The sequence below is a fragment of the Leptothoe sp. LEGE 181152 genome, from assembly GCF_032906605.1.
Lineage (GTDB): Bacteria > Cyanobacteriota > Cyanobacteriia > Phormidesmidales > Phormidesmidaceae > Leptothoe > Leptothoe turfae.
In genome coordinates, this window is record NZ_JASATU010000026.1 from 67,217 (window position 1) to 83,480 (window position 16,264).

The following is a 16,264-nucleotide window of genomic DNA, read 5'->3' on the forward strand; positions in this document are numbered from 1 at the left end:
TCCCTATCCTTTATTTCTAGCAGGCCTAGGGGTATACGCGCTGGTTGTTCAGCGGACTGAAACACTAGTAAACATGTTGCGCCCATACCCCAGCACCCTACGCTGTTGCTCGGCCTGTTGCTGAGGCCATGGCAAAGGTTGCTCCAAACCCAGTTGAACCACCCTATGGTGACTTATCCACCGTTGCATTAAATTAAGACAATCAGTGACGGCTGGTCAATGCTCAGGAGTTGCGATCGCATCTTCTAGAATGGCCAAATCATTCAGCAACGCTCTGCGCATGGCAACCACATCGGGCTGTTCACCCTGGCCCAAAATTGAGATGGCATCATACCAATAACCAGCCATAGCATAGGTTTCAGCTTTTTCCGAGGCGTTGGCCGTCGTAGAAATAGTGCTGACTGACATGGGAACAAACTCAATTTCAGCTTCGTAAACCAGCGCCGAAGACGGGCGATTGGGGTTACACTGCAATACCAACTGCCATAGATACCGTGTTCCAGATTGCAGTTCCACTGGCGGCTGGTACTGGTTGATGCCCGGTTCATAGGACAGCATTTGTAAATGCTCTAGTTCATAGGAGCCCGATGCATCGATCGTGTAGAAGCTAAACTCCACGGGAACAGGCTCATCGTCTGGTAAAAACCAAGTCAGTTGGGGTTGAGTGTTAGCTGTAATCCCAACAAAGCCCTTAGGGGCAAAAATACTCGGCGCAGATTCGCCGCTAAAGCAACCGCCACGTCGGGTGCCGGTGGGTGTGCTGGGGGACTGCGGCGCAGAGGGGTTAACCGGCTGAAAATAACGAGGGGCGGTTGATATGGTGACACCCTCAGGCGCTGAGCCGTCTGATCTGGTGGGCTGATAATCAGCATATGCGATCGCACTCAGGTTGCTAGCCACCCAGACAATGCCTAAAACTTTTATCAAGGAATGATTTTTCATTTTGATTCCACGATAGACACCACCATTCACAACTCTCGAACTCTGCCCCAGTTTTCTTAAATATATAGGACGTTTTCCAGCAGCAGCTAGTTTTCCTTTCACGGATATCTTTTATCCAACGACCCTACGCCATATAAACAGTCATCGTTACCAGTTTGAAGTATGCTTTTGTCGAAAATTTGCCAATGCAATTGCTGATTCAGAGGATTCACCGGTCTAGAGCGATTGCTATTGAACGGTGTCTTACAACTAAAGCTATCCCAAGGATCAGCAATGCCCTGTCAATTCTCAGCATCTCGCAGCTTAATTCAGACCGCTGCCTAGCAACGCCGTCGTCTTCCGCTTACCTTAGTCAACATTCAGTAGTCAGTATTTTCCGCAATGCTCAGCCAGATTCAAGCCATTACCCAAAAAATCACCCCCCGCCTGATCGAAATTCGTCGTCACATCCACGCCCATCCAGAACTGAGTGGTCAAGAATACCAAACGGCTGCCTATGTGGCGGGGGTGATGTCATCCTACGGATTTCATGTGCAAGAAATGATTGGCAAAACCGGTGTTGTTGCCAATCTAGAAGGCACTGGACAAATTTCTGACATCCTGGCCATACGTACGGACATGGATGCTTTGCCCATTCCCGAGCAGGTGGATTTGCCCTTTGTTTCTAAAAATCGGGGCATTATGCACGCCTGTGGCCATGATGTGCACACCACCGTAGGATTAGGTACCGCCATGGTGCTGGCAGAACTGACTGAACAGCAGCCCTTTGCTGGGACCACGCGATTTTTATTTCAGCCCGCTGAGGAGACGGTGCAGGGGGCGAAGTGGATGATTGCCGATGATGTCCTAGCAGATGTGGCGGCGATCTTTGGGGTACATGTGTTTCCCAGTATCAAGGCCGGTAAAGTTGGACTGCGACGCGGCGTCTTAACAGCAGCAGCGGATGATCTAGAGATTGTCATCATTGGCGAGTCGGGCCATGGCGCTCGCCCCCATGAGGCCATTGATGCCATTTGGGTGGCCTCCCAGGTGATGACCACCCTACAGCAGTCCATCAGCCGGCGACTAAACCCGCTACATCCTGCTGTCATTACCATTGGCAAAATTTCTGGGGGCAAAGCGGCCAACGTCATCGCTGACCGCGTCGTCATGCAGGGAACGGTGCGATCGCTTCAGCCTGACATCTATGCCAAACTCCCCATCTGGATCGAAGAAATTGTCGCGGGTGTCTGTGCCATGCATGGTGCTAAGTACGAACTTAACTATCAGCGGCGAGTGGCCTCGGTGATCAACACCGACCACTTAGTGGCCATCGTTGCCAATGCCGCCCAAACTGCCCTGGGCGATAGTCACATCGAATGGCTAGCTGAACCCTCCATGGGCTCTGAAGATTTTGCCCTCTACACCGAACGGGTACCTGGCACCATGTTCCGCTTAGGCGTCGGATTTGAGGGACGACACAATCATCCGCTGCATCACCCTAAGTTTGAAGTGAATGAGGAGGCGATCGCAACTGGTGTGCTGACGATGGCAACCAGCGTTTATGAGTATTGGCAACAGGTTGAGAGGAAGGGGGGGTAGGTATTGGTTATTGGTTACGGGCTCTTAGTTCAAGGCCTTTAATGGGGAGCACCCATTTAACAACAATCAACCAATACCTAAGAACCAATACCTAAGAACCAATACCCCCTATTGCCCCAATATTGCCTGTACCTGCTGTAGCGATCGCAATGCACCTTGCACCAAACCCTGTTGCTGATCTGACCTCACATTAGCGTCATCTGATAAGCCCAGTAGCTTAGTTTCAATATCAAATAGTAGGTTGGTGATCTGGTCTGCGTTTTTCGCAGGCTGGGGTGTTGTCCTCAGATTCTGGGCTGAGGGGGAGCCCTCCCCAATTTGGTGCAAGGTACGCTGAAGGCTCTCGATGATACCGTACATCTCAATGGGATCAAATACTCTCAGCAGACTGGTTTGGGTGACAATGCCCAAACCGCTGCCCCAATTCCAGGACACCACCAGACGGCGCACATGGCGTGTTTGCATTGCTTGATGAGCTGTCCACAAAGAATCCGTAGGCTCTAACAAAAATAGCGGTGTGCTCATCACATCCTGAGCCGTTAATCGCTGTAGATTTAGCTCCAGGGCCTGAAATTGCACAATATCGCGCTCTGTGACAATGCCCATGGGCGTAAAGGCCTGGAGCTCACGGCGGTCGGTATCATGACTATCCACTTCGACAATCACAATGCAGCTGACTCGGTGTTCTGCCATCTGCTGAGCCAGCTGCATCACCGGCGTATTGGGCGACGCATGGATCACATTGGTGGACATCACATCCGCAACCCGCCGCATCCTGAGCAAATTTGCCGGACGCAGTACCCGCCGAATACTATCGGGGGTGACAATACCCACGGGTTTATTGTGCTCATCAACGATGGGCAAATGCCGAATCCGATAGCGACGGAATAAAAATAGGACCGCAAAAATATCTTGAAACGCCGACTGTTGTAGGGTCTTGACCGGCGATGTCATGACATCAGCAACGGTGAGCGCACTTAAATCCACACCATCGGCAGTCAGTCTGACAATATCGCGCTCGGTAAAAATACCAATGGTCTGATCATTATCTACGATCAAAACACAACTAGAATGGCGGTGATTAGAGCTGCCCGTCGTCAACCCACAGTTACTCCGTATAGCACCCATAGTTGCGATCGCCTCACCCAAAGGCCAATCAGGAGATACCTTTAATACCTGGCGATCAATGGCGTCTGTCATCATCGGAGTGACCGTTTGCCATGGATCAAACGGCGTGGCGCTCCCATCAGGAATCTGATAGTCACCCAGCTCAGCACAATTGATGTCGGGCATAGGCATTGAATTCAAGGCCTTATCAAGGGTCATTAGGGATGTAACACATAAACAAGATTAAAACTTTACCAAGCATGGACTTTAGCTACCCTGAGGTATATAGTTAAGGATGTAACATTACATCAACCCAAAAGCCCATATGAATAGCGTTTGGAGGGGTTTAGGTTATGCCTCAGCCTCATTATCAGATGCATTGGCAGGCTTGCCAGGCTCACCCGTTACTCTGGGCGTTTTTCCGTAGAGCCTGTCTAGGACACGCTTAACCGATATGCGCTGCCATTCTTTACCCCGCTTAGTCTTATAGCCCTGGGTATTCATCCAGTTAGCAATTTGCTGTAGCGATTTTCCAGACTTATGGTGACGACGTATCAGCTCAATGATTTGCTGTTCTTTTTCATCGGCCACTAAATTGCCATCGACCGTTTTTTCTCCAAATGGAGGCGAACCGTAGCCAGCATATCCTCCCTGGGCTGCTTTACTACGTCTTCCTAATTCTAGTCTTTCCCAAATGGGGTTCTTTTGAGCGTCGGTAGACATAGGAACTATGAACGGATGGTAATAAGTATGGAACCCAAATGGCACCCAGTACTCCTAGCATATCGGTGTTTGGGATGCGGTTCTGCTAGTAGCCTAACAAACTTAATCGTGGCTAGGCCTACTTCCGCAGGGGAAAAGCAGCTGTATTTTTTGTAGAGAGGAGAATAATTGATGGCGACGTATAAGGTGACACTAATTGGCGAAGATGGTGCACAGCAAGTTATTGACGTGCCTGACGATCAATACATTGTTGATGCAGCTGAAGAGCAAGGCATTGATTTACCGGTTTCTTGCCGTTCTGGTGCTTGTTCTACCTGCGCTGGCAAACTAGTTGCTGGCAGCATAGATCAATCAGATCAGTCATTTCTGGAAGATGAACAAATTGAAGCCGGATTTGTTCTAACTTGCGTAGCCTATCCCCAGTCTGATTGCACCATTCAAACCCACCAAGAAGACAACCTTGAATAAAACTGTTGATGATTCATATAAGAACTAGCAACGCCTAATTTATATGATGGGCCAATCGCCATGCCGGAATTTACACCCTTTTCCTCTCAACAAGTTCATTGTCCATATTGCGGAGCCATTGCTGATCGCTACTTTTTAGACCTTAGTCAGTTATCTGAACAGGTAGCACAGCGATGTGCAGCTGATGACTTTGTGACGCGAACTGTTTGTGACCATTGCGATTATTTAATGGTGCTCTGCACCAAGAGTGATGCAGTCCTCGAGGCCTACATAGCAGGCTTTTAAAACATCAGACGTTTTGCCCAACGCCTATCCATAGAAGCTTTTTAAGCTTTTTATTTGTAGATCAGGAGATTTGCGACAATGATGGCAGCAAGAGAAATCATGACCCAGGATGTGGTCTCCATTAGCGGCTCAGCGACAGTGGCTGAAGCTGTTGCCTTGATGAAAGAAAAGGGACTACGAGCACTGATTGTAGATCGTCGCAACGAAGACGATCCTTATGGCATGGTGACAGAAACTGACATCGTGTACAAAGTAGCCGCCCATGGCCATGACCCTAAAGAAATGCGGGTTTATCAGATTATGACCAAGCCCTGCATTGTAGTGACACCAGAGCTGGGGGTAGAATATGTAGCGCGTTTGTTTGCCAATACTAAAATTCGTCGTGCTCCCGTAGTTCAGGGCCGTCTACTCGGCGTCATTTCAATTTCAGACATTTTACGCAAGAGCGACTTTGTCGAAAAACCAAAGAAGGATTTCTATGGGAATGATGCCTACATGGATAATCCAGAAGTTCTGCAACAGCGGGAATATGATGTTTAGGCATCAGGCTAAAGATATCAGGTACGGAATAAACGTTAGGGCCTGCCCCTAAAATTCAGCCTATGCTTATAAACTTGAAGCTAGGGCCTAGGGCTTGAATTACCAATTAATTAAAGTCAGACGCAAGAGATTCTCCCAAACTGAGAATCTCTTTTACTTATCTTCTTTTTGACGAGGAACAGAGCAATCATGATGCAGGCAAAAGATATTATGACCGCTGATGTAATTACCATTAGTGGTTCGGCCACCGTTGCTGAAGCAGTTGAACTGATGAAAAACAAAGGATTGCGCGCATTGATCGTAGACCGGAGAAATGAAGACGATCCCTACGGCATGGTGACGGAAACCGATATCGTCTATAAGGTAGCGGCCTACGGTCACAATCCTAAAGAAATGAGGGTGTTTGAGATTATGACTAAGCCTTGCATTGTCGTACCACCAGATCTGGGTGTGGAGTACGTAGCCCGCTTGTTTACCAATACTAAGATCCGTCGGGCTCCAGTTGTTCAGGGACGTCTGATGGGCATTATCTCAGTGTCAGACATCCTCTGTAAAAGTGACTTTGTAGAGAAACCTAAGCGACTATTCATTGAAGATGAAATTGATGTCGCCCGTCAAGAAGCGCGCAAAGTGTGTGAGGACCAGGGTGCCACATCCCCTGCCTGTGCTGCTGCTTGGGATATAGTCGAAGAACTACAGGCAACGGCAGCCCATCAAAGAGCGACTAAAAAAAGCTAACGTTCGTTCGGACTAATCGATAGCAACCGTAAAGATTAAAACCCTCTGTTCTTGACCAAGACAGAACAGAGGGTAACTCCCTGCACTTTAAAGTTCAGGAACGTGTCAGCTAATAAAGTGACGGATTTGACCCAACTTAAAGCGAATCGTCCAAGGGTGATAGTTCTGGACTGAAGGAACCTCAGTTTTTAAATGGCTAAATGTAGGCTAATGGGACGCTTTAGACGGACTCCAGACACAGATGATTGGGATGCGATCGCGCATTACATCAATTCATTAAGCCACTCAGATCAGCTCCCTATCATACTTTAGTCTAGGGCTCTACACAGGTCACTAGCCACACCATGACCAAAGACTTCATTTATTAATTCATCACCCACACAATAGATACCCTATGGATAATGTCCACGTTTCCTAACTATATAATGTCTACGTTTCCTAACGATGTAGATATTCCAGATTAAGATATTGTCAGAGCTGTAGGGTCTCTCAAGCAGCTTAAGCTCTTCAAATGCCTGAATTTAGATCAGGACATTTTTTTCATACCCAGAAGATAACCCTGCAATACAAAAAGTATTGATAAATCTACTTTGGTCTACATGAAAACATCGAGTCTGGTAGAATATTGTATTAAGAACGGAACATCTACATCGTCTAGAAGTGCACATCGGCTAATCTGTTAGCATCTGCCAACTAGCAAAGCAGGTTTATCTACCACATCAAACACTTCTAGAGAAAACTAGCTACAACATCAGGCCATCTAGGCATGGGATCATAAAACCAGTGTCTTTTGATACCCAAACATACTCGGCATCTGAACAAGTAATGATACGTCTCAAGGCATGAAAGATCTCTTATATTTCTCATATAAAAATATAACCGAGATTTCCCTAAAACAACAACCTTTGAATAAGCTTTGGCTGAGACAGCCTAAATGTGCAATACATTGCTAGATTGTTATTGGTCAAATTTTAAGGTATGGGACCTTAGCAGGTACATGAATGGGACAGTTCTTGCCTGAAGCACAATGTATATGGTTTTCACGACAATACATTGCTATGGTTAATACCTGATCTTGGCCATTAATACAAAGCAATCGCACTTTATAACATCACTAGAAGTCCATTCAAAACCAGTACTAAAGTTTCGAATTAGATTACCGGAGAAACGACTTCAAACAGTGAATAATTCTTTGTATCGATTGTGTTTCCCTTTGCTTCAAGTCAAAAAATCACATAGAAGTAGATGTATAAAATCTATTTCTAGACTAAATATTAACCTCAAAAAGAATGGGTTTCAAGGTATGTCTTAAGATTTCAGCAAAATCAATGATTTTTGGGATTCTTAGGAACTTTTTAAACCTATTTTCAATCGATAATCGATTTACCAATAGATTCTTCGAACTTTATTCGAATGCTTAAAAATCCTCTGACGTTTGAGAGTTTTTAGCTTTAACGAATTCACATTGTCTCGATTTTTTGATTTGACATTAGGTAATAGCTAATGAATTGAGGCCTACGGGAATTGTAAGGACATGAACTTTATGAAAAGCTTGCAAAAGTCAAGACTCACAAATACCACCAAAACCATCCGTAGCTTTCAACCTCTGGTTTTGCTAGCAAGCTTCGTTCATACCTATGGAAGCGGATGCTTAGAAGTTGATGCAAAATCAATGTCGTGGTGGATTTATTTCAAAGACGGCAAACTTAACTATGCATCCTATGCATCAGATAAAAGCCTCGCATATACCTTAAAGTGGCTCAAGCTTAAATTAGCTGCTATGAGTCAAAAAGCATTTGCCTGGCTTGAGGAAAATTCTGAAGAGTTACTAAATATAGAACCTGAGAATACTCAATCAATCCAATATTTTGACTATCAAATCATTTGCTATCTAATCGACCAAAAATATCTCGAATTATGGCAGGCCCAAGAGCTGATAGAACAGCTGACAAGAGAAGCCATTGAGTCGTTCCTATCTCTGTCAGGGGGAGCCGTCAGAATTGAAAGAGAACTTTTTGAAATCCCAATATTTACCAGGCTTGATCCTAAGGCAACCATTGAAGATTGCCAGGCACGTATCAAAACTTGGAAACTACTACGCCCCTTAATTACATCTCCACATCAGAGACCTTATATTGTCAGTCAGGATACTTTCTTTAACACTAACAATTCGGATTCTATTTCCCCCAGATTAAAAAGTAAGTTAGGCAACATTTTACGGGGATATAGCATTCGTCATATCGCAGCTATTTTGCAGCAAGATGAACTGGATGTTGCTAAGTTTTTGCATCCCTACATTGAGAATCAATCAATCCTACTACGGGCACCGGAATCTCCATTTGATCGACTAACAGGGCTAGAAAAACCACTAGCAAAAAAGGCCCAAGGCATAGATCCAATCAAAGGGATAAATTCAAATAGAAGCCCTTATTTGTCATCAAACTCCCATAAAAAACAAAAATCTCGACCTGTAATTGCCTGTGTTGATGACAGCCCAAATACATTAGATCAGATCGAACGTTTTTTAGGTGAAGAAAACTTCTCTGTCTTTAAATTTATTGAGCCCATTAAAGCTACATTTCAACTAAAACGGCTGAAGCCAGATATTATTTTGTTAGACCTAACAATGCCAACAATTAGTGGATATGAATTATGTAGAATGCTGAGACGTCTTCCCGGATTTGAAGATATACCTGTTGTAATGGTAACAGGCAAGAAAGGGATTATCAATAAGACAAGAGCTAAATTAGTAGGTGCTACCGATTATTTGGAGAAACCTTTTAATAGAGCTAGTTTGCTAGATGTGATATCTAGAAACCTGTCTTAAAAGATATCTAAAATAGTCAGTTTTATTTACATATAATTTCTGACTATTTGAATATGTCTTTGATGGATTGATTTTCCCAAACAACATTCAAACAACAGCTTTTGAGGTGAACTAACGTGACTAAGATCTTAGTTGTCGATGACTCTATCAACGAATTGGAACTTATCAGCAATTATCTGAGGAAAGGTGGATACACAGTCATCGTAGCCACTGATGCAAAAGAAGCGTTGAGTAAGGCCATTGAGCATCAGCCAAATGTGATCGTGACTGACTTGGTGATGCCAGGTATGAACGGCCTAGAAATGTGTCGTAATCTCAAGAAAAATCCGGTAACTCAGAAGGTGCCAATCGTAGCGTGCACCTCAAAATCAGGTGAGATTGATCGTCTCTGGGCCATGAAACAGGGAGTCAATGTCTATGTGACAAAACCCTTTACTGAAGATCAGCTTGTTAACGCCGTTCGATACAGTCTAAGTCAATGAAGTCATCTGTTCTTGCCCATCGACAAATTCAATCTGAGGCAACGTCTGGTGCGGCCTGCTTGAGTTTTCAGCTGAATGAACAAACTCCTGCTCTGTTCTCAATGAAGCAGGTGCAGGAGGTGATTGTTCTTCCAGCAAAGCAGATTACGCCTATGCCAAATATGCCCCCCTGTGTGCTGGGGTTATCCACTAGGCGGAGTCGAGTGATGTGGCTAGTGGATTTGGCCCATATGCTGCTATCTACTCCACTACCGTCCAATACTCGTAGTTATAACGTTGTGATTATCCGGGTAGCTCAGAGAGCACAGCAACAAAATATGCTTGTCTCGACAGCTCATAACCAGGCGCTCTTGGGTTTGATTGTCCCTACTATGAAGGGAGTTATCCGCTTTTCACTAGATTTAATTCAAACACCCAAAGGGCATTTTGCGCCAAGCATCGCCCCTTGTCTGCGTGGTTGTTTATTACAGCAAGATGAGATGTTACTGGTTCTGGATGCTGAAGCCATTGCCCGTTCTCCCATCTTGCAAAGTGCTTGGGGTTAATTCTTTAGCGCTTAATTTTCACTGTACCTTCTATCCACTTTACATCTAAGCAATTACCACAATGGCCCCTAACACCGAATTTCCGTCCCAATTGGACAACCTCACCGCCGGCAACGGTACTCTGCCTGAAAGCATGGACTCCACTGGCTATTCTCCCGCCGTGACCGCCAATCGTCAGAACGATGAACAGTCTAGGGCTCAGACATCCTCCGCAGGCTTTTGGCAAAAACTGACGCTTAAAACAAAGGTGCTGGGCCTGGCCCTCTCACTGGGAGTGGCTCCGGTACTGGGGGTAGGTGGCCTGGGATATTTGCTAGTGGAGCAACGGGTAACAACTCAGGTAAATGATACTCGACAAGCAGCAACAGATGACATTGCTAAGTTTACGACAGAGTTTATGGATGGTCGTTTCCAGGACTTGAGAACGTTTTCACAGCTGAGCACATTTGCTGATCCTAAAGTGCGTGGGGCCATGACTACGGCTGAGAGAAATGCGTATCTCAGACGGATGGTTGAGTCGTCACCGATTTATGACGATATTGCTGTTGTGGACCTCAACGGCAGTCCGATTGCAGTCAGAGATCCCTCAGTAATTCAAGGCAATGTAAGTCAACTTGACTGGTTCCAGAATGTGATTAGTACCCAGGACATTACCTGGGTACAACCAAGAGCGCCTTTGGCGGGTGATCTGGCATTCGTACTGGTGGGGGCTGCGCCAATTTTTGACACCCAAACAGGGGAAATGATCTCTATTGTTCGTGTGCGTCTTGACCTCGAGGAACTAAAGCAACGTATCAGTGATTTTACGGCTCAACAGGCTGAGGTGGGGCTAATCGACGCTAATGAAGAGATCTTTCTGACCAACACGGAAGGCACAGAACTCAACCCAATTCTGGCTAACCTCTCTGATCGGGTGTCCTGGTTGCAGGATAGAGAACCTCAGATTTCGGTTCTAAACGCAGGGAACAATCCTCAGCTAACAGCCTACGCTCCTATTCTTAACGGTGACGAAGATCCACAGCTGAACTGGAGTGTCGTTAGTTTGGTGGACACGTCCACGGCCTATGTGGCATCACGGCAGCTGTTGAACACGGTGCTTGTGGGTACGGGAATTACGGTGTTGCTGGTGGCTGCGATCGCAACCCTGGTGGCCACCCGAGCTACCCTACCGATTTTGCAAATTACCGATTCGGTAAAACGCTTGGGTCAAGGTGACTTTGGCACCCGAATCAACACCCAGGGCGCAGACGAAATCGCCCAGTTGGGAAGCAATATCAACCTGATGGCATCACAAATTCAAACCCTGCTGGTGAAGCAAGAAGAATCGGTGCAGCAACAAATTTCTGCCCAAGCCCAGGTAGAACGCGCTGAAGAAGAACGTAAACGTAACGAGGTTCTACAGCGCGAACTGGTGCAGCTTTTGAACGAGATGGAAGAAGCGTCTAACGGTAACCTCACGGTACGTACAGAGCTAACGGCGGGTGAAATTGGTATTATCGGTGACGTTTTCAACGCCATTATTGAGAACCTACGTTCAATCGTTGTCCAGGTGAAACAGGCAACTGGACAGGTAAATTCGTCTATTGACCAGAGTGAAGGTGCGATTCGCGAACTGGCCGATGAAGCCCTGGCTCAGATGGACGAAATTACCAACACTCTGAATTCAGTTGAGCAGATGTCTAACTCAATTCAAGAGGTGGCCGACAACGCCCGGCAGGCGGCACAGGTAGCACAGGTGGCATCCAATGCAGCCCAAGACAGTGGAACTGCCATGGACCGTACGGTAGAAAGTATTCTAGACCTGCGGTCTACGGTGGCAGAAACCGGTAAGAAGGTAAAACAGCTGGGTGAATCGTCGCAGCAGATTTCTCAGGTGGTTTCGCTGATTAACGAAATTGCCATGAAGACTAACCTGCTAGCCGTAAACGCCAGTATTGAGGCGGCCCACGCAGGGGAAGAAGGTCAAGGTTTCGCAGTGGTTGCAAGTGAGGTTGGCCAGCTGGCGGAACAGTCGGCAGCAGCCACCAAAGAGATTGAGCAGATTGTGAAAAACATTCAGATGGGTACCCGAGACGTGGTAGAAGCCATGGAACGGGGTACAACCCAGGTGGTAGAAGGTACTCAGCTAGTACAAGAAACTAAAGAAGGCCTGGGACAGATTGTGGAAGTATCACAGAAAATTGACGAGCTACTACAGTCTATTTCTAAAGCAACCGTTTCACAGGCTGAAACATCCCAGACGGTTACTCAGCTTATGCAACAGATTACGCAAGCTTCTAAACGCACATCAGATTCTTCCCGCGCCGTAGCCGGAAGACTACAAAATACGGTAGAAGTTGCCCGCGAACTGGAATCCGCTGTGGACCAGTTCAAAGTCAAGACAGATATGTAATCAACCATCGCTGGTTTCAGAGTATGGCTTAGGCTGCTTTCCTTCCTCTCTGAGACCAGCAACACGACAGTAGACATCTCTTCTATATCAAAAATTATTCTGCTCTATTAAATTAAAGCCATGTCACATGAAGCAGATCGTGAGGTCTGGCTCAACTTCTTAGATGAAGTTGATGAATATCTCAACACCATTGAATCAGGATTAATCGGGCTTGCAGAAACCGGGGTGGATCCACAGCAAATGGACGCAGCGCTACGGGCAGCCCACACCATTAAAGGCATCGGCTCGATGATCGAATGCCCAGCAATGACCCATTTGGCCCATCGATTCGAAGATTCTTTGAAGATTATCAAAGTTCGTCGAAGTGCCATCCAAGTTGATGCTGCCTTGGAGATGCTGCTATTAAGGGGTCTGGACGGTATGCGCCAGATCAGTTCCCTGCATCGACAGGCCCTGCCCATTACCGATTCATGGCTCAAGGAGAATGTCTATCCCAGCTTTGAGAAGCTACACGATCGCTTAGGCGAAGTACAACCTAGTGATGAGCTGGCATTGCTCGCTGATGAGTCCGACGACAATACAGCCGTTGTCATGTTCGGAACTGAAGTAGAGGAGCTGTTGGAACGGCTAACATCGGTCTTGGACACACCAGGTTCTCCCTGTCTGCGGGAAGAACTAGAAATGATGGTGGAGGAATTGCACGACCTAGGAAAAATGCTAGAGCTAGATAGGTTTTGTCAGCTCTGTGAGTCGATCCATCAACACCTAGTGACGGCTGTTCCAGAACAAATAGAGCCCATTGCCCATAAATCTCTAGAACTTTGGCAGCGTTCTCAGGCACTGATCATGGTTGGCCAATTTGCGAAGCTACCCACTCAGTTAGAGATGCCTTCGGTCACCACAACTAATGAGTTTGACAACATTATCTTTGAGGCAGCTGATGCCATCCCAGATTGGGTAACAGACGTCCCTGAGATAGAAATTTCTGACCTTAAAACATTGGACACAAGCGCGGCAGCTGTTAGCTCTCCCGATATCGTGAGTGATGCTGAAGTCTTTGAGGAGAACCTCAATCAAATTGAGGTCACTATCCCAGAGGAGATCATCGTCGAGCCGGTATCGTCCGTAGACTACTCCATAACATCTTTAGAGAATGCAGAGTCTTTAGAGAATGCAACCCAGGTTTTTCCTGATAGTCCTAACCAGGACTTAGATGAGATTCAGGAAACGCAGCACGCAGCAGTAGAGGCTAATCCGGACGTTGCCCCCAGCACCATTGATAGTGTCGATGGTACTCCCGATGACGCTGTAAATTCTGACAGTGCCATTGATTGGGCCAGCATTGAGGCAGCCATCGAGAATTTTGACCCAGCCGAGTTTCAATTTGATGATCCCTTAACTACCAACGAACCCACGGCAGCCCCTGAGAATCTAAAGACAGTTTTAGAACCCGAGGTTGAGTTTTCGTCCTTCTCTGCACCTGTTCAACCAGAGCCTGCTACTACCGCTGAAAAGGAAGTTTTTGAACCTCAAGTTGAGTTTTCGTCCTTCTTCCAACCTGCAGCACAAGCAGAGGAGCACGAAGAATTTGTAGAGATTTTTGTTGAGCCAGTAGAGTCTCCTGCTAAAAACACGCCAGAGGTTCAAGAAAATACCGTTCGAGTCCCGATTAAGCTGCTCACACAGCTAAACGACTTGTTTGGAGAATTGATCATCCAGCGTAACACCATGAACTCGCGCCTGGATCAAATGGAAGACTTAATGAATTTGTTCTCCCAACGAATGGTCAATTTAGAGGGAACAAATACAGAACTGCAGATGTTTTGTAATCAGCTCTCAGTGGATACATCTGTACCCCATATGAAGGCCAACAAGAATGAGGGTAAAGCTCAAGGGACAAAGCAGGGTAAACCCCAAATAGAAATTACAGGTGCGATCGCAACCACTGAACAAGCCTTTGACAGTCTAGAGCTTGATCGATACAGCGATCTACACCTTTTATCTCAGGATCAGCGCGAGACCCTGGTCCAATTACGGGAGGTGACCAGCGATGTCAAGCTTAACATGCGGGAAATCAAGCAGGCATCCAGCAACTTGAACCGCACCGCTAAATCATTACAAATCAACGTTACACGGGCCAGGATGCGCCCTCTCTCCGACATCGTTGAGCGCTTCCCCAGAACTGTACGAGAGCTATCTCTACAGTATGGAAAAGCAGTCGAGCTGAAGATCACCGGCGGAGCCACCCTGATTGATCGCTTTGTCGCAGTACACCTGCGCGATCCCCTCATGCACTTGCTACGCAATGCATTTGACCATGGCATCGAAGACGCCGAGACCCGGCAAATGCAAGGAAAACCACCCCAAGGAACCATTGAAATTCGAGCCGCTCACCGAGGTAACCAAACACTGATCTCCATCAGTGATGATGGTGCAGGCATTAACCTCACTAAAATTCGCAGTCGTGCCTATCAAATGGGCCTCACGGATGAAATACTTGATAGCATGAGCCAAGGCGACCTGCTGGGTATGATTTTTGAGCCTGGATTTAGTACAGCGGCCCAGGTCACCAACCTCTCAGGCCGAGGCATTGGCATGGATGTGGTACGCACTAACCTCGAAGAGATTCGAAGTGAGGTCAAAGTTGATACTCAACCTGGTCTTGGCACCACATTTACCATTAGCGTCCCCTTCACCCTATCAATCCTAAGGGTTCTACTGGTGGAAAGTGGCGGCATGCGACTGGCATTTCCCACCGACGGTATTGAGGAAATGATTCGCCTCAATACCGTGCAGGTCTTCGATTCTCCAGAGCAAAAGGTGATTAACTGGGAAGGGTTGACTGTGCCTCTAATTCAGCTAGACCAATGGTTAGATTTTCGCTGCCCATTACGGCCCACAACAACTGAAAGCACACCCATTATTAATGAGCCATCCATCCTAATCATTAATCGAGGAGAACGCCTCAGCGGTATTTATATTGACCGTTTCTGGGGAGAGCGAGAAGTCGTTATTCGCCAGGTTGAAAACGTTATTAGCTTGCCACCAGGCTTTAATGGTTGCACCATTTTGGAAGACGGTAATGTGGTGCCCTTGGCGGATGCAGCCAAGCTGCTGGAATGGATTGATAATGATAATGATGATACCATCTCCCCAAGAGGCTCCCAACCCTGGCAACAACTTTTACAATCCAGCGAAGAACCTGAGCCACCACGTCCCTTGGCCTTGCCCCAAGCGCAACAAACCAGCGTTCTGGTTGTTGATGACTCCATCAATATGCGTCAACTATTGAGAACAACTTTAGAGCAAGCGGGCTATAGCGTAGAGCAAGGCAAAGATGGTCAAGATGCCGTAGACCAATTGCTTGGCGGACTTGCTGTGGATGCCATTGTCTGTGACATTGAAATGCCACGACTAGATGGATATGGTGTATTGGCAGAGATTAAATCCGATTCTAAGCTGAAGGACCTACCCATCATCATGCTCACTTCGCGTGGCAGTGAAAAACACCGTCAACTAGCCATGCGTCTGGGCGCAACCGCCTATATCACCAAGCCCTATCAGGATCATGAGCTTCTGCAAATGATTGAGCAGGTACTTGAACAACAACCCCTTAGCGCAGTGTAATCAATCC

General features: G+C 46.7%; 14 protein-coding genes. 10 read left to right on the forward strand and 4 right to left on the reverse strand.

The window, feature by feature from the left end; translation table 11 throughout:
* Positions 1-48 precede the first annotated feature (48 nt).
* On the reverse strand, positions 49-189 hold the full coding sequence (locus QGP82_RS14995; protein ID WP_499060002.1) for a hypothetical protein: 141 nt from the start codon (positions 187-189) through the stop codon (positions 49-51).
* 27 nt (positions 190-216) lie between these two features.
* Positions 217-942, reverse strand: coding sequence for a DUF928 domain-containing protein (locus QGP82_RS15000; RefSeq protein ID WP_163670797.1), 726 nt, complete (start codon positions 940-942; stop codon positions 217-219).
* Between the two features lie 381 nt (positions 943-1,323).
* On the opposite strand from QGP82_RS15000, the gene QGP82_RS15005 reads away from it, so the two are divergent.
* A complete protein-coding gene (locus tag QGP82_RS15005) occupies positions 1,324-2,523 on the forward strand; it encodes a M20 family metallopeptidase (RefSeq protein ID WP_499060004.1) in 1,200 nt (399 codons plus the stop codon).
* A 108-nt stretch (positions 2,524-2,631) separates the two neighbouring features.
* Here QGP82_RS15005 and QGP82_RS15010 read toward each other — a convergent pair whose 3' ends face one another.
* Together QGP82_RS15010 and QGP82_RS15015 are read right to left on the reverse strand one after the other, a co-directional pair.
* The gene (locus QGP82_RS15010) at positions 2,632-3,726 is read right to left on the reverse strand and encodes a CBS domain-containing protein (RefSeq protein WP_499060063.1); all 1,095 of its coding nucleotides are present in this window, start codon (positions 3,724-3,726) and stop codon (positions 2,632-2,634) included.
* 255 nt (positions 3,727-3,981) lie between these two features.
* Positions 3,982-4,353 carry a recombinase family protein gene (locus QGP82_RS15015; RefSeq protein ID WP_163670818.1) on the reverse strand — a complete coding sequence of 124 codons (372 nt, stop codon included), beginning with the start codon at positions 4,351-4,353 and terminating at the stop codon, positions 3,982-3,984.
* A 171-nt stretch (positions 4,354-4,524) separates the two neighbouring features.
* Between QGP82_RS15015 and QGP82_RS15020 the strand changes: the two genes are divergently transcribed.
* From QGP82_RS15020 to QGP82_RS15060, 9 genes are all read left to right on the forward strand, one after another.
* A complete protein-coding gene (locus QGP82_RS15020; protein ID WP_006519722.1) occupies positions 4,525-4,821 on the forward strand; it encodes a 2Fe-2S iron-sulfur cluster-binding protein in 297 nt (98 codons plus the stop codon).
* Positions 4,822-4,881: 60 nt separating this feature from the next.
* Positions 4,882-5,106 carry a pyruvate formate lyase-activating protein gene (locus QGP82_RS15025; RefSeq protein ID WP_163700366.1) on the forward strand — a complete coding sequence of 75 codons (225 nt, stop codon included), beginning with the start codon at positions 4,882-4,884 and terminating at the stop codon, positions 5,104-5,106.
* Between the two features lie 78 nt (positions 5,107-5,184).
* Positions 5,185-5,646: a CBS domain-containing protein gene (locus tag QGP82_RS15030; protein WP_163670822.1), complete on the forward strand. Its 462-nt coding sequence runs from the start codon at positions 5,185-5,187 to the stop codon at positions 5,644-5,646.
* Between the two features lie 189 nt (positions 5,647-5,835).
* Positions 5,836-6,384: a CBS domain-containing protein gene (locus QGP82_RS15035; protein ID WP_499060006.1), complete on the forward strand. Its 549-nt coding sequence runs from the start codon at positions 5,836-5,838 to the stop codon at positions 6,382-6,384.
* 1,543 nt (positions 6,385-7,927) lie between these two features.
* Positions 7,928-9,211: a response regulator gene (locus tag QGP82_RS15040; RefSeq protein ID WP_163670827.1), complete on the forward strand. Its 1,284-nt coding sequence runs from the start codon at positions 7,928-7,930 to the stop codon at positions 9,209-9,211.
* A 116-nt stretch (positions 9,212-9,327) separates the two neighbouring features.
* On the forward strand, positions 9,328-9,693 hold the full coding sequence (locus tag QGP82_RS15045) for a response regulator (RefSeq protein ID WP_006519718.1): 366 nt from the start codon (positions 9,328-9,330) through the stop codon (positions 9,691-9,693).
* Positions 9,690-10,238 carry a chemotaxis protein CheW gene (locus QGP82_RS15050; RefSeq protein ID WP_163670829.1) on the forward strand — a complete coding sequence of 183 codons (549 nt, stop codon included), beginning with the start codon at positions 9,690-9,692 and terminating at the stop codon, positions 10,236-10,238. The genes QGP82_RS15045 and QGP82_RS15050 overlap by 4 nt, the downstream gene beginning before the upstream one ends.
* A 61-nt stretch (positions 10,239-10,299) precedes the next feature.
* Positions 10,300-12,630 (forward strand): methyl-accepting chemotaxis protein, encoded by a 2,331-nt coding sequence (locus tag QGP82_RS15055; RefSeq protein WP_499060008.1) that lies wholly within the window; start codon positions 10,300-10,302, stop codon positions 12,628-12,630.
* Between the two features lie 120 nt (positions 12,631-12,750).
* Complete coding sequence (locus QGP82_RS15060) at positions 12,751-16,257, forward strand: hybrid sensor histidine kinase/response regulator (RefSeq protein ID WP_499060010.1); 3,507 nt, start codon at positions 12,751-12,753, stop codon at positions 16,255-16,257.
* The last annotated feature ends 7 nt before the right edge of the window (positions 16,258-16,264 follow it).

Coding starts and splice junctions, on each gene's coding strand:
- QGP82_RS15035 (WP_499060006.1), top strand. CDS start 5,836: ATGATGCAGGCAAAAGATATTATGACCGCTGATGTAATTACCATTAGT.
- QGP82_RS14995 (WP_499060002.1), bottom strand. CDS start 189: ATGCAACGGTGGATAAGTCACCATAGGGTGGTTCAACTGGGTTTGGAG.
- QGP82_RS15000 (WP_163670797.1), bottom strand. CDS start 942: ATGAAAAATCATTCCTTGATAAAAGTTTTAGGCATTGTCTGGGTGGCT.
- QGP82_RS15020 (WP_006519722.1), top strand. CDS start 4,525: ATGGCGACGTATAAGGTGACACTAATTGGCGAAGATGGTGCACAGCAA.
- QGP82_RS15010 (WP_499060063.1), bottom strand. CDS start 3,726: ATGATGACAGACGCCATTGATCGCCAGGTATTAAAGGTATCTCCTGAT.
- QGP82_RS15060 (WP_499060010.1), top strand. CDS start 12,751: ATGTCACATGAAGCAGATCGTGAGGTCTGGCTCAACTTCTTAGATGAA.
- QGP82_RS15050 (WP_163670829.1), top strand. CDS start 9,690: ATGAAGTCATCTGTTCTTGCCCATCGACAAATTCAATCTGAGGCAACG.
- QGP82_RS15025 (WP_163700366.1), top strand. CDS start 4,882: ATGCCGGAATTTACACCCTTTTCCTCTCAACAAGTTCATTGTCCATAT.
- QGP82_RS15040 (WP_163670827.1), top strand. CDS start 7,928: ATGAAAAGCTTGCAAAAGTCAAGACTCACAAATACCACCAAAACCATC.
- QGP82_RS15005 (WP_499060004.1), top strand. CDS start 1,324: ATGCTCAGCCAGATTCAAGCCATTACCCAAAAAATCACCCCCCGCCTG.
- QGP82_RS15055 (WP_499060008.1), top strand. CDS start 10,300: ATGGCCCCTAACACCGAATTTCCGTCCCAATTGGACAACCTCACCGCC.
- QGP82_RS15015 (WP_163670818.1), bottom strand. CDS start 4,353: ATGTCTACCGACGCTCAAAAGAACCCCATTTGGGAAAGACTAGAATTA.
- QGP82_RS15030 (WP_163670822.1), top strand. CDS start 5,185: ATGATGGCAGCAAGAGAAATCATGACCCAGGATGTGGTCTCCATTAGC.